Origin of the sequence: Aeromonas sp. 3P (genome assembly GCF_051919745.1) — a bacterium.
In the GTDB taxonomy this organism is placed as follows: Bacteria; Pseudomonadota; Gammaproteobacteria; order Enterobacterales; family Aeromonadaceae; genus Aeromonas; species Aeromonas veronii.
The window spans coordinates 2,146,432-2,170,743 of sequence record NZ_JBQBED010000001.1; the positions used below are offsets into that span (position 1 = coordinate 2,146,432).

Annotated in this window: 24 protein-coding genes; 5 read left to right on the forward strand and 19 right to left on the reverse strand. The window is 55.2% G+C overall.

The window, feature by feature from the left end:
- The first annotated feature begins 1 nt into the window (after window position 1).
- A complete protein-coding gene (locus tag ACTG19_RS09725) occupies window positions 2-2,380 on the forward strand; it encodes a PilZ domain-containing protein (RefSeq protein WP_064337329.1) in 2,379 nt (792 codons plus the stop codon).
- A gap of 53 nt (window positions 2,381-2,433) precedes the next feature.
- Here the strand turns inward: ACTG19_RS09725 and ACTG19_RS09730 are convergent, their stop codons facing one another.
- Both ACTG19_RS09730 and serB read right to left on the reverse strand, forming a co-directional pair.
- The gene (locus ACTG19_RS09730) at window positions 2,434-3,339 is read right to left on the reverse strand and encodes an alpha/beta hydrolase family protein (RefSeq protein WP_110304068.1); all 906 of its coding nucleotides are present in this window, start codon (window positions 3,337-3,339) and stop codon (window positions 2,434-2,436) included.
- Window positions 3,340-3,367: 28 nt separating this feature from the next.
- On the reverse strand, window positions 3,368-4,378 hold the full coding sequence (gene serB, locus ACTG19_RS09735) for a phosphoserine phosphatase SerB (RefSeq protein ID WP_113740113.1): 1,011 nt from the start codon (window positions 4,376-4,378) through the stop codon (window positions 3,368-3,370).
- 120 nt (window positions 4,379-4,498) lie between these two features.
- Between serB and ACTG19_RS09740 the strand changes: the two genes are divergently transcribed.
- Window positions 4,499-5,119 carry a YtjB family periplasmic protein gene (locus ACTG19_RS09740; protein ID WP_005348965.1) on the forward strand — a complete coding sequence of 207 codons (621 nt, stop codon included), beginning with the start codon at window positions 4,499-4,501 and terminating at the stop codon, window positions 5,117-5,119.
- A 67-nt stretch (window positions 5,120-5,186) separates the two neighbouring features.
- On the opposite strand, the gene deoD is transcribed toward ACTG19_RS09740, so the two are convergent.
- The 7 genes from deoD to ACTG19_RS09775 form a co-directional block, all read right to left on the reverse strand.
- Entirely contained in the window at window positions 5,187-5,903 is a 717-nt protein-coding gene (deoD, locus tag ACTG19_RS09745; RefSeq protein WP_005340471.1) for a purine-nucleoside phosphorylase, read from the reverse strand.
- 76 nt (window positions 5,904-5,979) lie between these two features.
- A complete protein-coding gene (locus ACTG19_RS09750; RefSeq protein WP_021230981.1) occupies window positions 5,980-7,188 on the reverse strand; it encodes a phosphopentomutase in 1,209 nt (402 codons plus the stop codon).
- A 14-nt stretch (window positions 7,189-7,202) separates the two neighbouring features.
- Entirely contained in the window at window positions 7,203-8,534 is a 1,332-nt protein-coding gene (gene deoA / locus ACTG19_RS09755; protein WP_111901018.1) for a thymidine phosphorylase, read from the reverse strand.
- Between the two features lie 109 nt (window positions 8,535-8,643).
- Window positions 8,644-9,417: a deoxyribose-phosphate aldolase gene (gene deoC, locus ACTG19_RS09760; RefSeq protein ID WP_113740112.1), complete on the reverse strand. Its 774-nt coding sequence runs from the start codon at window positions 9,415-9,417 to the stop codon at window positions 8,644-8,646.
- A 423-nt stretch (window positions 9,418-9,840) separates the two neighbouring features.
- Window positions 9,841-10,011, reverse strand: a complete 171-nt coding sequence (locus tag ACTG19_RS09765) for a XapX domain-containing protein (RefSeq protein ID WP_005340467.1) — start codon at window positions 10,009-10,011, stop codon at window positions 9,841-9,843.
- Window positions 10,012-10,136: 125 nt separating this feature from the next.
- Window positions 10,137-11,411, reverse strand: a complete 1,275-nt coding sequence (locus ACTG19_RS09770; RefSeq protein WP_439989031.1) for a NupC/NupG family nucleoside CNT transporter — start codon at window positions 11,409-11,411, stop codon at window positions 10,137-10,139.
- Window positions 11,412-11,627: 216 nt separating this feature from the next.
- A complete protein-coding gene (locus ACTG19_RS09775; protein ID WP_270656970.1) occupies window positions 11,628-12,407 on the reverse strand; it encodes a TatD family hydrolase in 780 nt (259 codons plus the stop codon).
- A 41-nt stretch (window positions 12,408-12,448) separates the two neighbouring features.
- Between ACTG19_RS09775 and ACTG19_RS09780 the strand changes: the two genes are divergently transcribed.
- Window positions 12,449-13,090, forward strand: a complete 642-nt coding sequence (locus ACTG19_RS09780) for a type II secretion system protein (RefSeq protein ID WP_042053354.1) — start codon at window positions 12,449-12,451, stop codon at window positions 13,088-13,090.
- A gap of 325 nt (window positions 13,091-13,415) precedes the next feature.
- Here the strand turns inward: ACTG19_RS09780 and luxS are convergent, their stop codons facing one another.
- The 4 genes from luxS to ACTG19_RS09800 all read right to left on the reverse strand — a co-directional run bounded on the left by luxS (window position 13,416) and on the right by ACTG19_RS09800 (window position 16,569).
- On the reverse strand, window positions 13,416-13,925 hold the full coding sequence (gene luxS / locus ACTG19_RS09785; RefSeq protein ID WP_101531102.1) for an S-ribosylhomocysteine lyase: 510 nt from the start codon (window positions 13,923-13,925) through the stop codon (window positions 13,416-13,418).
- Between the two features lie 18 nt (window positions 13,926-13,943).
- Window positions 13,944-14,537, reverse strand: coding sequence for a transglycosylase SLT domain-containing protein (locus tag ACTG19_RS09790; protein WP_272868849.1), 594 nt, complete (start codon window positions 14,535-14,537; stop codon window positions 13,944-13,946).
- Between the two features lie 61 nt (window positions 14,538-14,598).
- Window positions 14,599-14,937: a nitrogen regulatory protein P-II gene (glnB, locus tag ACTG19_RS09795; RefSeq protein WP_005308848.1), complete on the reverse strand. Its 339-nt coding sequence runs from the start codon at window positions 14,935-14,937 to the stop codon at window positions 14,599-14,601.
- Window positions 14,938-14,946: 9 nt separating this feature from the next.
- Complete coding sequence (locus ACTG19_RS09800; RefSeq protein ID WP_439989032.1) at window positions 14,947-16,569, reverse strand: NAD+ synthase; 1,623 nt, start codon at window positions 16,567-16,569, stop codon at window positions 14,947-14,949.
- A 146-nt stretch (window positions 16,570-16,715) separates the two neighbouring features.
- Here ACTG19_RS09800 and ACTG19_RS09805 point away from each other — a divergent pair, with 146 nt between their 5' ends.
- Window positions 16,716-17,234 carry a GspH/FimT family pseudopilin gene (locus tag ACTG19_RS09805; RefSeq protein WP_439989033.1) on the forward strand — a complete coding sequence of 173 codons (519 nt, stop codon included), beginning with the start codon at window positions 16,716-16,718 and terminating at the stop codon, window positions 17,232-17,234.
- Between the two features lie 98 nt (window positions 17,235-17,332).
- The gene (locus ACTG19_RS09810) at window positions 17,333-17,860 is read left to right on the forward strand and encodes a GspH/FimT family protein (RefSeq protein ID WP_139735219.1); all 528 of its coding nucleotides are present in this window, start codon (window positions 17,333-17,335) and stop codon (window positions 17,858-17,860) included.
- 27 nt (window positions 17,861-17,887) lie between these two features.
- Here ACTG19_RS09810 and tapY2 read toward each other — a convergent pair whose 3' ends face one another.
- The 6 genes from tapY2 to ACTG19_RS09840 are packed head-to-tail and all read right to left on the reverse strand — an operon-like array spanning window position 17,888 to window position 24,271.
- Window positions 17,888-18,169: a type IVa secretion system protein TapY2 gene (gene tapY2, locus ACTG19_RS09815; protein WP_139735220.1), complete on the reverse strand. Its 282-nt coding sequence runs from the start codon at window positions 18,167-18,169 to the stop codon at window positions 17,888-17,890.
- Window positions 18,166-21,852, reverse strand: a complete 3,687-nt coding sequence (locus ACTG19_RS09820) for a pilus assembly protein (protein WP_439989034.1) — start codon at window positions 21,850-21,852, stop codon at window positions 18,166-18,168. The genes tapY2 and ACTG19_RS09820 overlap by 4 nt, the downstream gene beginning before the upstream one ends.
- Before the next feature lie 10 nt (window positions 21,853-21,862).
- Window positions 21,863-22,300, reverse strand: a complete 438-nt coding sequence (tppD, locus tag ACTG19_RS09825; protein ID WP_110304056.1) for a type IVa pilus pseudopilin TppD — start codon at window positions 22,298-22,300, stop codon at window positions 21,863-21,865.
- Window positions 22,297-23,298, reverse strand: a complete 1,002-nt coding sequence (locus tag ACTG19_RS09830) for a PilW family protein (RefSeq protein ID WP_101530170.1) — start codon at window positions 23,296-23,298, stop codon at window positions 22,297-22,299. Before ACTG19_RS09830 ends, tppD begins: the two co-directional genes overlap by 4 nt.
- Complete coding sequence (gene pilV / locus ACTG19_RS09835) at window positions 23,295-23,864, reverse strand: type IV pilus modification protein PilV (protein WP_439965112.1); 570 nt, start codon at window positions 23,862-23,864, stop codon at window positions 23,295-23,297. Before pilV ends, ACTG19_RS09830 begins: the two co-directional genes overlap by 4 nt.
- Before the next feature lie 2 nt (window positions 23,865-23,866).
- Entirely contained in the window at window positions 23,867-24,271 is a 405-nt protein-coding gene (locus tag ACTG19_RS09840; protein ID WP_216949680.1) for a type IV pilin protein, read from the reverse strand.
- Window positions 24,272-24,312 lie beyond the last annotated feature (41 nt).

Sequence of the window (24,312 nt, forward strand, 5' to 3'; positions counted from 1 at the left end):
AATGGATTCAGAACACCAGCAACATCTGATTGAACAACTCGTCCCCTTGCTGCGGGAGAAAGATTTCGAGGAGATCTTCAACCGCATGACCCAGGAGGAAAACAGCAACAGCCGTTTTCTGATCAAGATGGAGCTCAAGCGCAAGTGCTCCCCCTGCCGCAGGGTCATCGACATGCGCGATGAGCTGGAGGATGAGTGCCTGGTGCATGAGTTCGACGGCATCACTCACTTCATGCCCGCCGATGCGATTGCCCTGTTCCAGTCCCAGTGCTATCTCTACCGCGATATCTATACCCTCGGTGTCTACGAGGCGCTGCAACAGTGGCAAAAACAGCACCACAACGCCCGCGTGGATGGTCAGCTGTCGCCGCCTGCCAGTCCCTTCCGGCAATATGATGTCAACACCATCGCCTTTGCCAGCTACTACGGCCGCCGCCAGGAGCGGATGCACTTCAGCTCGCCGGTGCTGATCAAGTTTCAGGACGGAGAGAAGCTGTTCGCCAAGAGTTCAGATCTCTCGCTGGGTGGCATGCGGGTCTCGGTTCCCTATCTGCCGAGCTATCACACCGGCGCCCAAGTGGAGGTCTTCTTTACCGGACTGGAGCGGGACACCCCCAATCCGGTGCTGCACCAGCCGGTCGGCTATCAGATCCTCGGCGAAGAGAGCAAAGAGGGGAAATACTGGCTGCGACTGGTGCGCTCCGGCGAACAGCCAGCCTTTGATGCCTTCCTCAGCGACTTTATCGACGCCAACAAGATCCGCTATCGGGTCAGCGTCGACTATCTGCTCTCCGCCGCCATCATCAAGGGGTATGAGCAGTTCTACCTGCCGCGGATGACCGGCATGCCGCTCTTCTTCGGCACCGGCGACAGCCCCAATCTCGAGATAGCCCTGCGTACGGAAAACAACCAGCACCTGCTGGAGTATTGGCGCGATGAAAAAAATCGCGATGCCCTCGCGGGGCTTTTCAGCGCAGAGCGGATGAAACGGCTCTGCCCGGCCCCCGGCACCACCACCGAGACCATCATCTACTGCTTTACCCACACGGTACGCAGCCACATCTACTTCTTCTCCGCCACCGCAGAGGAGCTGCGCCAGAGTGGCCTCACCGCCCTCTTCTTCCAGGTGGGCTCACGCCGGCCCAGCTGGCGTGTCTACAAGTTCACGCTGGAGGCATGCGATCTGGTCGAGGCGGATGTGGGGCAACTGCAGGGGCAGGACAACCCGCAGTTGCAAGATATCTTGCTGCTCGAGCGGCTCAAGCAGATCGGCTACTGCGGCCTGCTGCAGGAGATCGGCCTGGAGTCCCAGCGGGAAGAGTTCCATCAGGAAGGGGTCAGCAACAACGCCAACGAGCTGCAACGCTTTGGTCACGAGCAGGGGGTTGCCCCGTTCGAGATCGAGACCCTGCACTATGTTCAGCTTCGTAAGGAGTCGCGCTACATCCACAAGACCGCGGTCGCCATCCATCACAACGGCAAATCCTGGATCGGCTGGACCCGCGACATCTCGACTCACGGCCTGCAAATCGAGCTGGAAGATGCCTTTATCGGCGAGAAAAACGATGTGGTGACCATCGCCCTGCCCCGCTTGCAGGAGCTTTCCAAGAGCATGGATCTGCAGCGCCTCTCCTACCGGCTGGTCAGCCTCAACATGACCCGCACCGTGCTGCACCTCTGCATCGAAGGAGATTCGGATCGCCATACCGGCCGCCAGTTCTTCAGCCTGCTGATCGAGAGCAACCAGAACAAGCTCAAGGCGGCGCAGGAGCAGCGTCGCTATCGCGGGCTGGCGCGGGCACTGCGCAACATCTACACCCACCACCTGTTCAACTCGCCGGTCTACGTCAACAAGCTGAAAGGCGCGCCCAAACCGGCCTCCATCGGCAAATCCCTGCAACCGCGCAGTCTGCAGCGGTTGCTGCAAGCCTGTGCAGAGCTGCCGGAGCAGGAGAACCTCTATCCGCTGTTTCAGGGGGAGCTGCTCAAGGAGCTGCTGATGAACCCGCTGCGCGCCATCGAGCGGGAGGACAAACCGAGAGAGGACGAGGTCTATATCGCCAGCATCCAGACCAAGGCCGGCCTGCCCATCTTCAGCAGCCGGCTAGCCAGCAGCTTTGCCAACGTCAAAGAGAAGCGTCAGTTCATCGAGCTGGCGCAGCAACAGGGGGAGTTCTACTCGGTGCTGGTCGGCATCTCCCGTACCGGACGGCCCGACACCAACTTCATCGCCAACGAGCTGGACTACATCGCCAAGTTCGCCATCCACAAGGCGCGCAAGCTGGAAGAGGAGCTCTGGAGCGTGGTGGGGGTAGGAGAACTGACCGATACCACCCAGGCCACCCTGTTCCGCTTTGGCATCACGCCGCCACTGAACTGATGATCCGGAACAGACAGAAATGAAACAGGGCGCTCGAGGCGCCCTGTTTTTTGTCATGCCGCCTGCGGGTTGAGCAGCCAGTCGAGGATCTGGGGAAAGTGATCCTCCTGGGCCTGCGGGGCGGTCAGCATATTGATGTGGTCATAATCGAGGCGGTTGCCGTTATCCCGCCCCAATCGGGTGTGACGCGTGGCCGATCCCATCTCGTCGCTGAAGCGGCGCACATCGGTCGGGTGACCCAGAACCTTGTCCGCTTTGGCCGAAATCATCCAGAGCGGTGGCCAGTTGACCCGTGCCGCCGCCTCGTCATAGGCAAAACCGTCGTGAGGATCCTGCCAAGGGCCGCACTTGACCCAGGGGATGGTCTCCTGCAGATAGCGCAGCGGCTCGTCGTCAGCACCGATCTTCAGAGTGCGAGCAGCCAGAAACCCACGGCGGCGGGCCAGCCAGGGGGCCAGCCGATTCCAGATCAGATCCACCTTCAGCCAACGCTCGGGATTGTGCACCGACACGCCGCGCTTGGTGCCAAAAAACAGCAGGCTGGCCACCTGCTCCGCCAGCTCGGGGAAGCGCACCAGGGTCGAGGCCATAATGACACCGCCCCAGGAGTGGGCCACCCAATGAACCTTGAAGCCATGATGGCGCTCGGCAATCCAGCGCTGCAGGGCGGGCAGATCCTCGGTGATCAGCTCATGCTGACCGTGCTCTGCCTGCTCGGCTATAGCCGGAGTGCTGAGCCCCCGCCCCCGCAGATCAGCCACATAGACCTGATAGCCGTGACGGGCCAGAAAGCAGGCCAGCCCCTTGCCCGATTCGGTATAGAAGATCCGCCCATTCTCGATGGCGCCGTGCACCATCAGGATCGGCTCTCCATGCACGGCGACCCGGGGTTTGATGTGGCGCACATGCAATTGATGGCCACCACAGGGGATAAACAGAGACTGCTGCAACAATTCCATTTTAATGGGTTTCCTCCTTGAAACACTGTCAGCGCTTGTCCCAGCGTTGCTCGCTACAGGCCCGCGCCGCCAGCAGGCAGATCACCCCCTCCAGATCGTGATGATTGAGGGTGGCCGCCGCCTGCGCCCGCACCAGCGGCTTGGCGTGAATGGCGATGCCAAGGCCCGCGATCCCCATCATTTTGAGATCGTTGGCACCATCGCCGATGGCCACGGTCTGAGCGGCAGCAATGCCGTACTCCTGAGCAAGCTGCTGCAACACCTTGGCCTTGACGCTGGCATCAACGATGCGCCCGCTCACCTTGCCGCTCAGCTGGCCCCCCTCCACCGCCAGCTCGTTGGCGAAGATGGCATCGAGCCCCAGATCGCGCTGCAACTGGCCAGCAAAACGGGTAAAACCGCCGGAGGCGATGGCCACCTTCCAACCCGCCCCTTTGAGGGTATCGACCATCAGCTGCAAGCCCGGCATCCAGGGCATCCATGCCGCCACCTCGTCGAGAATGGTGACCGGCGCCCCTGCCAGCAGGGCCACCCGATTGCGCAGGCTGTCGGAAAACTCCAGCTTGCCCTGCATGGCTGCGGCCGTCACTGCCGCCACCTGCTCGCCGACCCCGGCAAGCCGGGCAATCTCGTCGATGCACTCGATGAGGATCGCGGTGGAGTCCATGTCCATCACCAGCAGGCCGGGCTCCTTCAGGGTCGGTAGCGCGGGCAGATGGCAGAGATCGATCTCCCACTCACCGTTCTTGAGCTCGGCCACCAGCTCGGAAGAGAAGCGATCGCAGCCAAGCAGCAGCAACGGCACGCCCGCCACCTCGGCGGGAGGATAGAGGGTGGCCGCCAACCCCTGTGCAGCCAACAAAGGTGACAGACACGCCAGATGGGATGCGCCCAGCCCCTTGCCAAACAGCACCAACCAGCCGCCAGCCTGCGGAGTCTCTGTCGGTTGCAACGCATCTGCGTGGAGCTGCCAACAGGGTGAGCCGGACAACAACGCGGGCCAATCGGATAACAGAGGGGGGAGCCGGGACAACAACATAAGGGATACGCCTTCCTTGGTGATCAGGGGATTAACAATGCTGGCCCAGAGTAGCGTATTGCTTTTTGTACAGGCAAGCGCCAAGATCCCGCCACTCCTTGTTACCATGAGGTCTCGCGCTTGCAGCGTCATCTTCCCATCAAACGTGTTCTCAGCCTGGGTGCCGGTATCCTGCTCGGATGCTGGGTGCTCGGTGTGCTTATTCATATGCAGGGTGAAAGCCAAGCCTCGCTGCACAGCGAAGCGCGCAACCGGGCGCAGGCGCTGGTCGCCTATGCCGCCCGAGACATGAAGCGCTGGATCAAGGAGGAGAAGAGCAGCGAGCTGGAGCGGCTGGCGCGGGATCTGGCGGCGGAGCCGGAGATCCTCGATGCCACCCTCTACGACGGACGCGGCATTCCCCTCGCCCAGTCTGAGCAGGCGGTGCCGCTGGAGAGCCTGCTGCCCATCGGCAGCGATAACAAGTCGCTGCCGGAGCAGGGCAAGGGGCGGATCCAGTTCGTGCAGGAGATCCGGGATGGCGAGCAGACCATCGGCTTCCTGCGCATCACCCTGGAAGAGCAGCAGATGCTGGCAGACAAGGACACCCGGCTCAAGGTGGTGCAGGAGAAACAGCGGCTGATGCTGCTGGTCGCCCTGCTGGCCGGAGTGCTCATCTCCTACGGCGTGCGCCGTAACTACATGCGGGTGCGCAAGCACAAGAAAAAGAGTACGCCCCCCGCGCCGCCTCCGGAAAATTGATGGCACAACCAGTGAGCAGATACAAAAACGGCGGCCAGAAGGCCGCCGTTTCTTATTCGCAAGGGAATTACTTGTCGCCCAGCAGGACGGAGTCCAGTGCGATTTCGATCATGTCGTTGAAGGTCAGCTGACGCTCTTCAGAGGTGGTCTGCTCACCGGTACGGATATGGTCGGAGACGGTGCAGATGGTCAGTGCCTTGGCACCGTACTCTGCGGCCACGCCGTAGATACCGGCGGCTTCCATCTCGACACCCAGGATGCCGTATTTTTCCATGACGTCGAACATGGAGGGGTCCGGAGTGTAGAACAGGTCGGCAGAGAAGATGTTACCGACGCGCACGGCAACGCCCTTGTTCTTGGCGGCCTGCACGGCATTGGCAACCAGGTCGAAGTCGGCGATGGCAGCGAAGTCGTGATCCTTGAAGCGCAGACGGTTTACTTTGGAATCGGTGCAGGCACCCATACCGATCACCACGTCACGCAGTTTCACGTCTTCACGCACAGCGCCACAGGAGCCCACGCGGATCAGGGTCTTCACACCGTAATCGGTGATCAGCTCTTTGGCGTAGATGGAGCAGGACGGGATACCCATGCCGTGGCCCATCACGGAGATACGACGGCCCTTGTAGGTACCAGTAAAGCCGAACATGTTGCGCACGTCGCAGATCTGCTCGACGTTCTCCAGGAAAGTTTCAGCGATGTACTTGGCGCGCAGGGGGTCGCCCGGCATCAGTACGGTATCAGCAAAGGCGCCATCTTTCGCATTGATATGAGGAGTTGCCATTCTCTTGATTCCTTCACACTAGGTTGAGTTTTATTGTTTTATGAATTGCCCGCCGCCGAAGTGGCGGGCGGGTAAATTACAGGAAGCTGGTACCGTACGCCAGTTTCGGCAGGCCGTGGTAAGCCGCGATGCTCTGGCCGATATCGGCAAAGGTCTCGCGACGACCGACGGAGCCAGCCTTGACCGGCTTGCCGAAGAACAGCACCGGAATGTATTCGCGGGTGTGGTCGGTGCCACCCCAGGTCGGGTCGCAACCGTGGTCAGCGGTCAGCACCACCACGTCGCCATCTTGCAGCAGCTCAAACAACTCCGGCAGGCGGGAATCGAAATACTCCAGCGCACCGGCATAACCGGCAACATCACGGCGGTGGCCGTAGGAGGAGTCGAAGTCCACAAAGTTGGTGAAGACGATGGTGTTGTCACCGGCCGCTTTCACCTCTTCCAGCGTGCGATCCCACAACTCGGTCAGACCGGTCCCTTTCACCTGCTTGGTGATGCCCTGCTGGGCATAGATGTCGGCAATCTTGCCGATGGAGACCACCTGACCGCCCGCATCTTTCATGTAATCCAGCACGGTCGGCGCCGGCGGCAGCACTGAGTAGTCGTGACGGTTGCCGGTGCGCTTGAAGTTGCCCTTGCCAGTACCTACGAACGGACGCGCAATCACGCGGCCGATGTTGTAGGGCTCCAGCAGCTCGCGCACGATGTGGCACAGCTCATAGAGCTTCTCGAGGCCGTAGGTCTCTTCGTGGCAGGCAATCTGGAACACGGAGTCGGCAGAGGTGTAGAGGATCGGCTTGCCGGTCTTCATGTGCTCTTCGCCCAGATCGTCCAGCACTTGGGTACCGGAAGCGTGGCAGTTACCCAGATAGCCAGGCAGACCGGCCTTCTCGACGATGGCGTCCAGCAGCTCCTGCGGGAAGCTGTTGTGGTGATCCTTGAAGTAGCCCCACTCGAACAGTACGGGCACACCGGCGATCTCCCAGTGACCGGACGGGGTATCCTTGCCGGAGGAGAGCTCCTGCGCAAAGCCGTAGGCACCGACCACCTCGATATCTTTCTTCAGCCCTTCCGGGAAGTAGCCGGAGGCCTGCTCGCAAGCGTGGCCCAGACCCAGCTTGTTGAGGTTGGGCAGATTGAGGGCACCGCGGCCTTCAATTTCACCTGCCGCACACGCCTTGGCGATATGGCCAAGGGTGTTGGCGCCCACATCTCCGAACTTGTCGGCATCGGCAGCAGCGCCAATACCGAAAGAGTCCATCATCAGAATAAAGGTACGTTTCATGGGTCTTCCCCTTGTTACAAATCGGCCAGGGTGATACGGCGGTACACTTCAGGCAGTGCTTCCGGCCGCTCGCCACCAATCCGGACAGCCGCCTGCACCATGCTGGCAGCCTGAGCATATTGCTCTTCAGTCTGAGCGTGGATCATCGCGATCGGCTTGTCAGCATCGACGTTTTGACCCAAGCGGATAAAGTCGGTCAGACCGACCGCATAATCAAGTTTGTCACCGGCAGCGCGGCGACCACCGCCCATCGCCACCACGGCCAGACCCAGCTCGCGGGTATCCATGGCGGTCACGAATCCGCTGTTGGCCGCGAAAACCGGGCGTACGATGGCTGCCTTGGGCAGGTAAGCGTCGTAACGCTCCATGAAATCGGCCGGGCCACCGAGACCTGTTACCATCCGACCGAATATCTCGGCCGCCTTGCCGTTATCCAGCACCGCCTGCAGCTTGGCGCGGGCATCGCGCTCGTCGCTGGCCAAGCCTGCAGAGATAAGCATCTCGGCACACAGCGCCATGGTCACTTCGTGGATGCGCGGGTTGCGGTATTCACCGGTCAGGTAACGCACCGCTTCACGTACTTCCACCGCGTTACCGGCGCTGGAGGCCAGCACCTGGTTCATATCGGTCAAGAGCGCAGAGGTGCGGCAGCCGGCACCGTTGGCCACGGCCACAATGCTCTTGGCCAGCTCTTCGGAGGCTTCAAAAGTCGGCATAAAGGCGCCGGAGCCCACTTTCACATCCATCACCAGTGCTTCCAGCCCGGAGGCGAGCTTCTTGGAGAGGATGGAGCCGGTGATCATCGCGACAGATTCGACGGTGGCGGTGATGTCCCGTACTGCATAGATACGCTTGTCAGCGGGGGCGAGATCGCCGGTCTGGCCGATGATGGCGACACCCGCCTCTTTCACCACTTTCAGGAAACGATCGTTGTCGACCGAGGTCTGGTAGCCGGGAATGGCGTCCAGCTTGTCGAGGGTACCACCGGTGTGGCCCAGGCCACGGCCGGAGATCATCGGCACGAAACCGCCGCACGCAGCGACCATCGGGCCAAGCATCAGGGAGACAACGTCCCCCACCCCGCCGGTGGAGTGCTTGTCGACAATCGGGCCACCCAGATTGAGGTGATCCCAGGTCAGCACCATGCCGGAGTCGCGCATGGCGCAGGTCAGGGCAACCCGCTCATCCATGGTCATGTCTTTGAAGTAGACCGCCATCGCCAGCGCGGCAATCTGCCCCTCACCGATGGTATTGTTGGTAATGCCCTGAACGAAGAATTGAATTTCTTGGGTACTGAGCGCTTCACCGTTGCGCTTCTTGCGAATAATTTCTTGAGGCAAAAACATCTTTCATTCCCTCCGCCATTGCTGGCGTTACACAAGCCTGAATCCTTGCCCGCACACCGCATGGTGGGGGCTAACAGGGCGGACAGCAGTCCGCCCTCTCATCAACCTATTAGTAACCGCTGGTGTTGGCTGGCTTGTCGCCATGCCCCAGAGTGGCCAGCAGACTGGCCAGCAGGCTGGATGCACCAAAGCGGAAGGTACGGGCGGACACCCAGTCGTTGCCGAGGATCTCTTCGGCCATGGCCAGGTACTGACCGGCAACGGCGGCATCTTTCACGCCTCCAGCAGGCTTGAAGCCGACTTTCGAATTCTTGGCCTTGATCACTTCCATCATGATGCGTGCCGCTTCTGGGGTCGCATTGACCGGCACCTTGCCGGTGGAGGTCTTGATGAAGTCGGCACCGGCATCGATACAGATTTCTGAAGCGCGACGGATCAGCGCCTCTTCTTTCAGCTCGCCGGTTTCGATGATCACTTTCAGCAGCACGTTGGCACCGCAGGCCTCTTTACAGGCTTTGACCAGATCAAAACCGATCTGTTCATTACCAGCCATGAAGGCGCGGTACGGGAACACCACGTCCACTTCGTCAGCACCGTAGGCGACAGCGGCACGGGTCTCGGCCACGGCGATCTCGATGTCGTCGTTGCCGTGGGGGAAGTTGGTCACGGTCGCAATGCGTACGTCGGCTGCGCCGATCTCACGCAGGGTTTTGCGAGCGATAGGGATAAAACGGGGGTAGATGCAGACGGCGGCGGTCAGGCCAGCCGGTGACTTGGCCTTATGGCACAGGTCGATCACCTTCTGATCGGTGTCGTCATCGTTCAGGGTGGTCAGGTCCATCAGGTTCAGGGCGCGCTGAGCGGCCACTTTCAGATCAGTCATTCTGTTCTCCAAAGTCTCGATTTAATCCAGATAACCGGGCACCACCAGACCATCCAGCGATGGATGCACAGGCAGTATCCCCAGCTATACGGGAATGGAATTACAGTGCGAAGGCACCGGCACTATCGGGATGCTATTCAAAACACCCTGCAGGCACTGCGACTGTAAATAAGGCAAGAGCCCTGTCACTTTCTTACAAAAGTGCGGACTTGGTTCCATGAAGACTTGAGAAAGGCCGACAACATCTGACCCGACTTCCCAATCAATTCCATTTGACCGCCAACACCCGATTTCATCGAGTATTAGTCATTGCCAGCACCCTGCTGGCAACGCCTATTTCAGCCGAGATACCCCCTGTTTGCAAGCCGGATTTGCCAATTTCAGAGGTACCTCACATCTGGCAAATCCAGGTCTAAAAAAGCCTTACGAAAAGAAACGGGTCAGGATCCATGAGTAGGCCAATCCCCCCAGATAGACCCCGACGATCCCCATTACCCCGGACAAAACGGGAGGCGCCGGGATCGGCAATTTGAGGAAAGAAAACAACAAACCAACTATAAAGCCGGCCACCATCGCCAGTAGCACTTCATTCATATAACCTCCGATTTGACTCATTTTATTATTAGTTTAGATAGGAAAACGGTTGTCACCGCTCCATACGCGAACGCCACGGCAGATGCCGTGGCGTTCGTGTTTATACCCTGTCAGTCAGGCGGCGATTACATGCCGGACAGTGCCAGGAAGAAGCCTGCGATAGTGGCAGACATCAGGTTGGACAGAGAGCCAGCCAGTACGGCTTTCAGACCAAAGCGTGCAATGGTGCCGCGGCGGTTCGGCGCCATGGACCCCAGACCACCCAGCAGGATGGCAACAGAGGAGAGGTTGGCAAAACCACACAGCGCGAAGGAGATGATCGCTTTGGTGTGATCGGACATGGCCACACCGTTGATCAGCACTTCGTCTTTCAGGTACGGAGCGAAGTTCAGGTAAGCCACGAACTCGTTCACTACCAGCTTCTGACCGATGAAGGAACCGGCAACCACGGCTTCATTCCAAGGCACACCGATCAGGAAGGCCAGCGGGGAGAAGATCCAGCCCAGCAGCAGCTCCAGAGAGAGTTGCGGATAACCGAACCAGCCACCCACACCGGAGAAGATGCCGTTGATCATGGCGATCAGACCGATGAAGGCCAGCAGCATGGCGCCGACGTTCAGGGCCAGTTGCATACCGGCAGAAGCGCCAGCTGCAGCAGCGTCAATGACGTTGGCAGGCTTGTCATCCAGCTCGGCATCGGCAGAGCTTTCGTCGTAGTTCGGGGTCTCGGTCTCGGGAACCAGCAGCTTGGCGAACAGCAGACCACCCGGTGCAGCCATGAAGGAGGCAGCAATCAGGTACTCCATCTTCACGCCCATGGAGGCGTAACCGGCCAGTACGGAACCGGCAACGGAAGCCAGACCACCACACATGACGGCGAACAGCTCGGAGTCAGTCATCTTGGCGATGTAAGGACGAACCACCAGTGGCGCTTCGGTCTGACCGACGAAGATGTTGGCAGTTGCAGAGAGGGATTCGGTGCGGGAAGTACCCAGTACTTTCTGCAGACCGCCGCCCAGCAACTTGATGACCATCTGCATGATGCCCAGGTAGTAGAGCACTGCAATCAGGGAAGAGAAGAAGATGATGACCGGCAGAACACGGAAGGCAAAGACAAAGCCGCCGCCACCGAACACTTCAAACATCTTGTTGCTGACCAGACCGCCAAACAGGAAGTCGATCCCGTTCTGGCCGTAGCTGATCACGCTGGATACCGCATCGGACACGCCGACCAGGATATCGCGACCAACCGGAACATAGAGAACAAACGCCCCCAGACCGGCTTGAATAGCGAACGCACCGACAACGGTACGCACGTTGATTGCCTTGCGATTGCTGGAGAACAGCACCGCGATAAGGACGAGCGTCGCCATCCCTACCAGACCCATGAAAAAATTCATTATTATCTTCCTCTAGTAGCACCTGACTTGTTAGTGAGTTGTTATTAAACCCAACTAATCAAGGGGAGCGCATTATACTAATTAAAGTCCGATAAAATAGAATGCTGGTCACATTTTATCGTTATCAAAATGTCCAAGTGTCACAAAATTAGACAGCAAACGATTTTTACGCTCATTTTTTTTCCTGACAACTAAATCAGGTGTTGCGAAATTGTTTCATAGCAATTGGTCGTGATGGAAAATATGCCGGGCAGTTTCAAATAACACCTTGGCAACATCTGCCGATGCTTCATCCCGCAATGTCATCAATATTTCCGCTATTTTCGGCAGCGCTTCCGGGGTATTCCGGGTGCCTTGCTCACCTTGTAAGGGCATATCGGGCGAATCGGTTTCCAGCACCAGAGCCTCGAGCGGCATGGCCCGAAATACCTCTCGCGTCTTGTTCGCCCGTTCAAAACTGATCACCCCGCCCACCCCGAGTCGAAAGCCCAGTTGCCAGAAGGCCTCCGCCTGCTGCAACGAACCGCTGAAAGCATGGATCACCCCGCCACGAGGCGGCTTGAAGCGGCGCAACAGCTTGGCCACAGTGTCATTGGCACGCACCGAGTGGATCATCAGGGGGAGCCCGGCATCTGCAGCCAGCCGGATCTGAGCCTCAAACAGCGCAAACTGCCCCTCTTGCGGCACGTGAGAACGGAGGTCCAGCCCACTCTCGCCTATGGCCACCAGCCCGGCAGGCTGGCTCATTACCAGCGTTCGCAGCCGCTCCATCACCCCCTCCCGCTGCTCACCGGCATACCAGGGATGAACGCCCAGACCATAAAAGAGGCCGTCATGTTGCTCTGCCAGTGCCATCACACGAGTCCAGTTATCCTCAGCGATGGCAGGAATGATATACTCCGTCACCCCTAATGCCCGACAACGGGCCAGCAGCGCCTCCCTGTCCTGGTCAAACACCGGAAAGTCGAGATGGCAATGGGTATCTATCAGCTGCATATCACTCACACCTGTTTGCGGTATTTAATGGGTCATTGAACATGATGAACAACAGAAACAACGGCTTTACCCTGATTGAACTGGTGTTGGTGATCATAGTGCTGGGGATCCTGGCCGTCACCGCCCTGCCCCGCTTTATCAATATCAAGGATGATGCCCTGAAAAGCACGGTCTCGGCGACCGCAGGCAGCTTTGCCAGTGCAGTTCAGCTGGCTCATGCTGGCTGGGCAGTGAAAGTACAGGGGCAAGCGATCGCGCTCTACAACCTGAGCAGCTTTGGTAAAGGCGATGTGGATATCAATCGATATGGTTGGCCAACGGGCTCGAAGGAAGACCAAGGGAGTGCGGGAAGCGATAAACCATATCAGCCGGGCTCAGGTAACCATATATCGGTCAACAATGATGATGACTGTGAATTGCTATTCAATGACCTGCTTGATGGAGACCAAACGGTCACCCCCATAACTCCCAACGCTGTGAATATCCCAGAAGGGTTTGATTATCTATCCACACAAGTCGGTTCAGGCCATCAAGATGAGGATGAAGGCAACGAGAAACACTTCAACTGCCGCTATATCCTGCGCGACTCAATCAACCGCTTCCAGACCAACCCGGATTATCGAAACGGCCTCGGCTTCGAGTACAACAGCGTTACCGGTGCCGTGACCCGCAATTTTGATTGAGCTCAGCCTCTTCTGCGCAAGCTCGCTTTTTGGTTGAATCATCATCATAACGAACCGGCGTGCAGCAGCGCCGGTTCTCCTGGGTGAGCCCCCACTCCTCGCACCACGCGTCGTAACGGGCCAGCCAACGCAGCAATATCCCTTTCATCGTCACACCTCCGCCAACGGATTCGGTTCAAAAACCATCCTAATCAGAGTCGGCAAGGTGAGCAAGCCATCCCCACTATGGCGGTCGGGCGAGATAAAAAAGAGCCGGTCAACATGGCTGACCGGCTCTTTTAACATTTCCTGAAGAGGTTATCCGATGAGCGACAGCTCATCAGCCTCACAGACTCTTCAGCTTCTCTTCCGGCAGGGCCAACTCGTCGTTGTGGTTGACGCCGATACCGCGCTCCAGCACATGACGGGCGATGGCGTGCGCCTCTTCCAGCGAGTGCATGCTGTAGGTGCCGCACTGATACTCGTTCAGCTCGGGGATCTTGGCCTGCTCCTGCACGGTCAGCACGTCGCTCATGGCTGCCTGCCAGGCTGCGCCAACACGGGCTTCGTCCGGCGCGCCGATCAGGCTCATGTAGAAGCCGGTACGGCAACCCATAGGGGAGATGTCGATGATCTCCACGCCATTGCCGTTCAGGTGATCACGCATAAAACCGGCGAACAGGTGCTCCAGCGTATGGATACCGCGCTCGGAGAGGATCTCCTGATTCGGTACGCAGAAACGCAGGTCGAACACGGTAATAGTGTCCTTGTTCGGGGTCTGCATGGTCTTGGCCACACGCACCGCTGGCGCTTCCATACGGGTGTGGTCAACGGTAAAACTGTCCAATAACGGCATTTCTGACTCCTGATTTGGTTACCAGAACCAGCCCCCACGGGAGAGCTGATCCTTGCATTGACGGTACTGGGCGCCGTAGCGCTGGGCGCGAGCCTCTACCTTGCGAGAGGTCTTCATCAACCACCCCTTGCTGCGATAGCTGCCACGCCGGTAGCCACCCCACCCTTCGTGATAGTTGAGGTACTGGCCATAGGCATCCCACTTGGAGGTGCCATTTAGCCGCTGGGCTTTGTTAGTGTACCAACCCATAAAATCGATGGCGTCGGCAAAATCATCGCGGTCACTCCAGCTGTTGCCGGTTTCTCGCTGGTAATCGGCCCAGGTTTCATCTTTGACCTGAGCATAACCATAAGCCGAACTGGCACGCCCGGTCGGGATGAAGAGGAAATACTGCATCGGCGGCTGGGCATCATGTACGTAAGAGGACTCCTGATACATCATGGCCATCACCACATGAATTGGCGTCCCCCACTTCTCGTTCATCTTGAGCGCGGCCTTGTGCCACTCCGGCTTCTCGCGAAAGATCTGGCACAGATTCTCCGGCTGGGCCGGCGGCCGGGTACTGCAGGCGGTCAGACCGGCCAGCAGGCCGGCCACCGCAACGAGACGCATCCAGGACATCAGCGGGATCGAGTCTCCATTCGTTGGCTCATCACGAGGCACGGCAATCTCATCAGATCGCGTCTTCGTTCTCTTCGCCGGTACGGATACGAATGACACGCTCCACCTCGCAGACGAAGATTTTGCCATCACCAATCTTGCCGGTGCGAGCGGTATTCTGGATCGCTTCCAGACAGGCATCGAGATCCTCGTCCTGCACCACCAGCTCCACCTTCACTTTCGGCAGGAAGTCGACCATATATTCGGCGCCGCGATAGAGCTCGGTATGGCCCTTCTGGCGGCCGAAGCCTTTGACTTCGGATACGGTCATGCCGTTGATGCCGATCTCGGCCAGGGCCTCGCGCACATCGTCCAGCTTGAACGGTTTGATGATGGCTTCAATCTTCTTCATGGTGACTCCTTACCAGTTCTGTTTGCCGAACCCGGATGTAATGGGGTAACGGCGATCCTTACCAAAGTTGCGAGCCGTAATGCGGGGCCCGACCGCCGCCTGACGGCGCTTGTATTCGTTGAGATCCACCAGCCGAATCACCTTGCGCACCACCGCTTCCTCGAAGCCTTCTGCCACCATGTCGGCGACCGAGGCATCCTCTTCCACGTAACGCTTGAGGATGGCATCCAAGATGTCGTACGGGGGCAGACTGTCCTGATCCACCTGATCCGGCGCCAATTCTGCCGAAGGGGGGCGGTCGATAACCCGCTGCGGGATCACATAGTCAACTGAGTTGCGATATTCGCACAGCTTGAAGACCAGCGTTTTGGGCACATCTTTCAGCACGTCGAAGCCACCGGCCATGTCACCGTACAGCGTGGCATAGCCGACCGCCATCTCGCTCTTGTTACCGGTGGTCAGCACGATACGACGACGCTTGTTAGAGAGCGCCATCAGCAGCACGCCGCGGCAGCGGGCCTGCAGGTTCTCTTCGGTGGTATCGCGGGCGGTACCTTCAAACAGCGGCGCCAGCTGGGCCATAAACCCTTCGAACATCGGCTCGATGGAGATGATGTTGAACTCAACCCCCATCCGCTCGGCCTGCTCCTTGGCATCCTCCACGCTCATCTGGGCGGTATAGCGGAACGGCATCATCACCGCCTGCACCTTGTCGGCACCGATGGCATCGGCCGCGATGGCCAGCGTCAGCGCCGAGTCGATGCCGCCGGACAGGCCCAGCACAGCCCCATGGAAACCGTTCTTGGTGACATAGTCGCGCACTGCCAGCACCAGCGCCTGATAGGTCTCGGCCAACGGCTCCAGCGGCGCAGTGGGTTCCCGCTCCTTCACCGGCTGACCATCGGCAAAGCGCACCAGCGCCAGCTCTTCGGCAAACGGGGCGAGCTTGTGGGTCAACTCGCCCTGGCTGCTGAACACCTTGGAGCAGCCGTCGAAAATCAGCTCATCCTGACCGCACACCTGATTGAGGTAGACCAGCGGCAGACCGGTCTGATCGCAGCGTTCGGCCATCAGCTCGCGGCGGATCCAGGGTTTTTCCTGATCATAGGGCGAGGCGTTGATGGTGAGCAGCAGCTCGGCCCCCGCCGCCTTGGCGGCCAGCGCCGGACCTGGCTGCCACAAATCTTCGCAGATGAGTAGGCCCAGCTGGTGACCACGGAACGGCACCACGCAGGTCTTGGTCGCCGCGGTGAAGTAGCGCTTCTCATCAAACACACCGTAGTTGGGCAAGTCCTGCTTGAAGTAACGAGCAATCAGCTTGCCCTGCTCATAGAGGGAGGCGGCGTTATAGAGTGACTCCCCTTCACGCCAGGGATGCCCGACCAAAATGGCGCAGTTGCCCTGCCATTCGGCAACACGAGCCAACGCGGCTTCGACCCGCATCATCAGATCGGCGCGCAGCAGCAGATCTTCCGGTGGATAACCGGTCAGGGCCAGCTCGGAACAGACCAGCAGATCGGCACCTTGCTGTTCGGCCTGAGCCGCCGCAGCGAGCACTTTGTCAGTGTTATCTTCGATGGCGCCTACCGTCAGATTCAACTGGGCAAGCATCAGAGAGAGGGCTTTTGCCATGGCGATGCATCTTGAATTCGAAAATGATGGGGAATGATAAAGAAAAGGGGGGCAATCTGCCAGTTCAAGACAGGCGTAACCGTGTGACAGCAACCAGCGGGAAGGATAAGCTGTAGATAGTCACGGAACGACAGGCCTTCGCAGATATGAAAAACGCCGGATTTACCCTGATGGAGTTGATGATAGCCATTGCGCTAGGCGTCATTCTGTTGGGGATTGGTATTCCTTCCCTCTCTAACCTGCTTGGCAGTAATAATTTGGCGACCCAAGAAAAAAGCCTTCTAAACCACTTAAACTATGCCAGACAACAGGCTATCTCTAACCAGCAAACGGTTACTCTCTGCCTGACCACTATCAATAATTCTGTAGAAGAGTGCATTAGTGCCAATCAAAATGGAGCGACCCGGCAGATCGCTTTTATCGATACTAATAGCGATCAGAAGCTCAATGGCAGCGAAACAACTCTGACGGCAAGTCCCGAGTTTCCTGCAGAACTGGCCATTTCTGCAGATGCACAGGCGCTGCGCTTCACCCCAGATGGCACCATTACGTCTGACAGCGAGGTCATCTTTTCACTCTGTGTAAGCGGCGAAAAGGGCGTTCAGATTGAAGTTATGCCTGCCGGGCGTGCCCATAGCCAAGCAAGTGGTGCTGTATGTCCATGACCAGCATTAACTACAGCGAAACACACACGAGCACAAAAGGATCCATTTCAATCCAATAGCTATGCTTAGAGTCTCCTTTGAATAGGGACTCATACGCTATGGCACGAAATGGATTTACCCTGCTTGAGTTTTTAATATCTGCAAGCCTGACAACCATCCTGCTGACCTTGGGACTGCCGTCATTGGCAAATCTGCTGACATCTACCGACAGCGACATCTACACAAGAAACTTGCAGGACCACCTGATCTTCGGCCAACGGCAAGCCATCACACAGCAGCAACCCGTCACAGCATGTCTTGCCATGCCTGTCAGAAACTCCACAAAAGAAGGCTGTGTACTCGCAAATCAAACCGGCGCCCAGCGCATGCTTGTCTTTATCGACACCAATCAGGATCGCCAATTCGATATTGCAAGTGGCGATATCTTGTTATCAGCAACAGAACCCTTTCTTGAAAAACATACCGTGACGGCCAATCGACAATTTGTGCGATTTAGTCCAGATGGCACTGCGATTGGCACCAACATGACACTCCGGTTTTGTATCGACCAAGCACCTCGAGTCGATATCATCGTTTCCCCATCCGGCAGAAGCAGAAGCGAAAAAAAGGGGCTGAATTGTTCTTAGCCCCTTTACCCTACTCAATAACCAACGTTATCTGGGTTGGATTTCATCTTGTTTCTTTGCATCAGCCAGCGAAAAGGTGGCCGCCAAAGGAACGCACTCGATTACCTCTGTGACAAGATGCACCACCCCATCAATCTCATAACCTTTCTGTTTAAACACCCTGACCAGATTTGCCTTGCTCGTATCAGTTACCGGTTGCTGCAACACCATCTGCACGCCACCTTCCAGAGTGACATAACATTTTATGTCTTCCGTTTGAGCCTGAACCAACAAGGGTAAGCCCAAACACCAGAGCAGCATGCGTTTCATCCCTGTTCTCCTTCATAGAGATAAATTTTCTTGGGAGACATATCCATTTTTGCCTCCTCCGCACCTTGTGAGCACTCACCTTCATCAGTACAGCGCTCAGGCTCTCCCTTCCCATCATCTTTGAGGATGACCTCCTTGCCCGGAGCACCACCTATAATCCTGATCCGGCCATCATCCCCACCATGAATAACCAGATCATCAGCAACCTTATTTTGCACCTCTACGTAACGCTGAATAACTTCCTGATTGTTGCTATCCAGTACATATTTGAAAGAAGTGCCATAGTGCATATCAATCATATATTGGCGCATTGCACCGATGGATTGGATCGTACACTGCTGGAAGTTCTGAACCTGGGGCAAGAAGGAGGTGAAATAGAGCTTGCCTTGCAGAACCAAACCAGCCCCCATGGATTTTTCGCCGCTTTCATTGAGCCAGAATTTCCATCCTAGCTTGCTGGTCAACGCCTTGGTGGTGTTTACAATCTGCTCTTCATTCAAACCCGTAAAAGGATCGCTGGTCACATCGTAGAGGTCGTCCAACGTGATACTTGATGGTACGTCTGGTTCAGATGTTGCCCCAAACAAGGTCGGATTGACATGGTAGTCACGTAGCATCACATAGACATTTTTGGTGGTTGCCTCCGAGGAGGGACGGTTACGATCACCAGATCCAATCAATACCGCATCAAACGGGCGCTCACCATAATTGTATTCACTATTTTGACTATTCCACGACCACCCTTTATTCAGAGTTCGCACCAATACCGGCTGAGTAAAGAAGCGACGGTCGTCTACCAGCTTCTTATCATCTCCACTTAAATGGGCATTACCCAAACTGGCAAACTTGATGGCCGTCCACTCGGACTTCTTTGTCCCCTTCATATCGATACGCCAGATCTGACCACCGGTATCACCGGCATAGATCCGGTCTGAAATACCATCCCCATCGCTATCCAACACGGAGACAGAGCCTGGCATGCTATAAACCATGGCCGCCACTTGCTTGTGATTTACATTATTTTCATCAGCATCAGGAGTAAAGCTGAACAATAGAGAGCCCGTCTCAGCATCAACAATATAAACCCCTAATCCTTCACTATCCTCAGTCCCCTGCCCCAAGGAGCTTTTTGCCTGAGCGTAGCCACCCGAGAAAATCAAAACCGGCTTGTATATCATTTTTCCACTAGCATCAGTTATATGATGGCCAGGAATAAATGCCACTTCTGGAATAGACCAAGTCTCGCCCAGTTTTCCGAAACCGGAACTATTTTTATCCAACTTCCACATTAGCGAAGGGGAATCCGGATTTGATATATTTAAGGCATAATATGCCTTGCCACCGCCACGCAACCCGGTAAATAACCAAACCTTGTCACCTTGTGACGACTGGATATGACCATCTTTGACTTGCTCATTGACCAACACAGTGGGCGATGCATCCACACCATAGAGATGCACTGATGATTCAAGATTTTCCTGCAAGGCTTTCTGATTGGCGATAAATTGATAGGGCATAACGGCCCAGCTTTCATCAATCGTGGTGCCGCTGTCTTTAAACATATGCAAGAAGCCGGCATTACTTCCCATCACAATGCGCAAGTCAGGTGTACATGTAGTCTGTCCTGTCGATTTTGTACAACCGTAGTTGATCACTAATGGCCGTGAATGCAGAGGGTCACCAAGAATATGCTCCCGATTATCTGTTTTATCACCATCCTGATTCTCATCAAACGCATCAATCCCCTTGGTCCAATTAAGCAGGTCATCCATGCTATCAGCACTATCAAGTTTCATGACAGTGCGTAGCTGCGTCGCCCCGCCTGCCATACCCTCAAGAGCAGACTTGCTAAAGGGGGTTAATGTATTAGTGGAAGGGGGAATAATATAAAGATTGCGATTGGTTTTAGCTGCCAGCATCTCTTGTACGCCCCCCTCGGCAACCTTGTTACCATCACTGGTGGATGACCAATAGGTTCTTGCTGACTCAAGAATTGTTCCATCACTGGATATCGCAGGTAAGCCACTCTGATCGACTACATAACCCTTATCTGGATTCAGAACCAGCTTTTTAAGATTGCCCTTCCATCGTGGACCAGAACCAGGCTCAAACATTGCGTAATAAATATTATTCAGACTGCGAGTACGGTCAAAGTTATTAGTGGCAATCGCGGGAGAGACCAGCGAGGTATTCATCTTCAAGATGGCCAGCAATGATGACTTTAACGCCTCATTAAGCTGAGTTGCATCGGTGGCGGGATAATATTTACCGCCACCACGACTGGCAGTTTTTGCCAGCAACTCCCCAGCACCTTTAATCGCTTCATCTCCAAAGCCAACGGTGAATGTTGTGACTGTTTGCTTGCCATCTGCAGATTTATTGACATCACTATTTTTCATATAACTAGCAAGTGCAGCAAGGTAGCTTGTTTCTTTTCCTGTTCCATAAGGGACTGGGTCTTTATCTTTAATATTTGCTGGCAAAAAATTCTTATCTTCAAGTAACTTTTTCACCAACTCATCAGCAGCTTTATCATTTGTTGGAGCACCATCAGTCATGTATATGATATAACCATTACTGGAACACTTATCATAGGGGGATTTATAAATACCTGCTGGCGACTCTGAATTTGGATCACGTTTTGGATTTCGATTAGAATCATCATTCCCAAAATCAACACCCGCGCCACCAAAATAACGGTATGCCTCATACAAGGTTTCGCACAAAGGCGTCCATCCCTCCGCCGTAAGGCTATTTGACTTGTCAATAAGATCCTGTTCGCCTGTTTTGCCGCCAGCCAAGATAGCGTCATTACCCATTATGTGCCTAATAATACGACCACCATTTTTATTGGTGCTGCCGTCACCATCATTTTGGTTAAACACTGCAAGGCCAAAATCTACCGCTGGCGTAGAGCGAACCAACTCCCTCAGCGCCTGTTTGGCTACACTTAGTCTCGATGCGGGAATAGCGGAAGGGGCATAGTACCAACGCAAATAGTTGGCGGTATATATGGTCAGCACTTCTGCCCCCCCCGTATTCGGGGCGACAGGTGTAGCACTATCATCCCATGGAATATTAACGCCAGTATTATTATATCTATTTACTGGGTAACCCTTAGTTGTTCCAGAGATAGACTTATATGACCCGGTAAAACCGCTATTATCATTGTTTTTTGCTGAAATATCCTGTTGGCAATCCACTATATTGGTTGTATTGGACGCATAGTTTTTTAATGGCTTCCACTCCCCTTTCTTGCCAGACACCTCATAATTCCAATAGATAGATGAAAACAGTCCAATTTGGTTAAGAGGTTCCCGAGATGTGGCACAAGCATTTTTATTCGTTGCGAATCGTCTGCTATTGTTACTGTCTAGTTTTTGCGGAGGCGTTCCGCCCGTTGAATAGTACAAAAAACTATTACTGCCATCATCATTTTTCGCCAACTTGGGATAGGAAAATTCAGGGTCATACTCTTCCTTTCCTAGCAAAGTTTTTTCGCCCATACTGCCTGAAGTATCGAATATAAAGAGCACCTTTGGCCGAAAATCCCCCGCCTTGGCAAAGTCATAAATAAACAACTCGGTATCATCTGAATAACCAGTGCCCACAGCCATAGATGTGCTGGATATTCCACTACACAACACCAGCAAGCTTGTCAGTAAACAGTTCCTTATGTTCATCACACGCCCCCTAATTGGCACTGAGCAGGGGCTGTTCTACCCCGGCAGTAAAGGTCATTTGGCTATTCACCTTGCCATAAGCACTGGATGTGGTGGCTTCAGCATAACGACAAGCTGGCGTTACATTCTGGCTACTGGCTTCAAATTTACGTTTACATACACTCTCTGTATTGACTGTCAGGGTCGTCGATGGAGTAGTCGTGCCTATTGCAGCTGAAACCCCAATTGCCTGTGTAGCAATTTGTGTTGAGAGAGAAGTATCGCTCAATGCAGACTCCAGAGTACCTTCAACTTCGTGCTCTGCCCGTTGCAAACTGGCACTGGAACCCGCCATCTTCAGACTCATACCACTGGATTGCATGACAACTACCGCAATCAGAGTCAAAGGAACCAGAATAACCAGTGCGACTATCAGTGCAATCCCTTGCTGTTGTTGAAACGATCTCATGTGCCACTCCGAGTAACAATTTGCGGGTTACGCAATGCGATGCTGCTTTCCAGCAATAGGCGGCGATAGCCATCGCCATTGCCTTTTATCGGGGGCAGATTGCCAAGTTGATAGGTGTTATTATTTTTGTAACGTGCAGACTCTTTCGCCGCTCTAATTAATAAAAATAACCGCACCCCCAATACCCGACCTTCATTCCAGAGCTGGGTGGTCATCTGGTCTGCTGAGAGATATCTGTCGATCCGCCCATCAGGGATAACAGAGTCATCGACACCGAACATCAGCACCATATTCTCTACCCCTTCAGCCATAGCGCCTCCAATCTCGAAAGAGCCACTATTAGCCGTCAAGTAACGTTTGCGCAGAACCGGAATACCATTATCTTGTGACAGGTAATAGATATAGTGCTGATATTCCCAAAGCTGACTTTCATTATTGGCCCCAAAGATCGGTCTGGTATTGCTCCCCTTAATACCGCGAATAACTCTCGCCTCTTGGCTATTGGTCGCCATATAAAAACGATTTTCATCCAAATTTTCGGTCTCAGGAATAGGTCGCCCAACCAGCCGCTTTATACTGATCACGTCCGAATTAGCTACTCGGTCAGCCTCTTTAATACAGGTGAGTCCCTCTAGCGATTTGGTGGCCGAGACCCGACTCACCCATAGTCCCCTGATGGGCGCTTTATTTGATGGTAAGCTGCCAACGTCACGTTCATCCAAGCAGTCATCATCGTCATCAATTACAATGTCATTTCTTAAAGAAGGGCCAATCTGTACAGGCTGGCCGGTATAAGCTCCAAAAAAGCCAGCCCATTTGATATCCTGGCTGATCAACCGAATGGCCAATCGACCATTTTCCTGTAATTCACTTTGATCAAAGGCATCTTCAGAGCTGGAGCGAGACATCACAAAAACTGTGAATACCCCCGCCAACAAAAATAGACCGAGCAGCATAGCGACTAGCCACTCTACCAGCGTGAAACCGCGAGAATTCATAAAGTCGTCGTCAGAATAAACTGGCGCCTCGAAAGATTATTTGCTGTCGAGAGTTGACACTCATTGATCAGCGTTGCTGCGGCGGCAGCAGCCCCCCCATCAGATATCTCTTGCTTGCCAGCCCAGAATATCCCGACAGCCAATACATTATTGGCCCGCCGCACCACGCAACCTATCGGTGAATTCAAGGAAGATGCAGCCCCCGACACACTGGCCCCAAGCAAGGCTTGTTGCCAGTAGTGAAGGTCGGCATTACGTAAATCTGCAGCACTGCAATTACTGATAGTGCCATCTTCCGATGCGCAAGTCGGTCGAGTTAAATTAGAGGCAAGACCTACCGCTGCAGAGCTTTCTTCACTCCAGCTGTCCCTGTTGATCCGCACCCGCTCGACCATATCGTTAGCCAGCCAGCTGGCAATCGTGCGCTGACGAGCTTCATAACTGGCAAATTTGGAATGGGTTTGCAAAGCAACCAGACCAAGCAGCCCCAACGACAGGATTACTGCGGTGATCATCACCTCCAGCAGGCTGAATCCTCTCTCATGTGATGAAACATGAATGGCCATGGCTATTCCCAACAGCTATTGCTAGCTGCACCAGAGGCACTTTTGACGCCCAACTGATTAATGGAAAACACTGTGCAATCGGTATCGTTAGCTTGGGCTGTCGTCGCGCCAGCACTGGCTGACAAGGTGTAGGTGTTACCTGATACGGCAATGGATAATTGATACAGACCATTCTCAGATGCACTACTGATACCAAGAGCAGCAGCAGAGGATGCATACTGATTGAAATCCATAAAATAGGTTTCTTGCCGATTGGCCGCATTGAGCAGCATGCTCTTGGCTTCGACACGATGACTGGTCAGCACATATTGCTGATAGGCGGGATAAGCGATGGTGCCAAGAATCGCCACGATGGCGATGACAATCATCAACTCAATAAGAGAAAAGCCACGAAAGTATCCAATCATATCCCATCCTTGGTGACAGACTGCTTCATAAGTTTAACGCC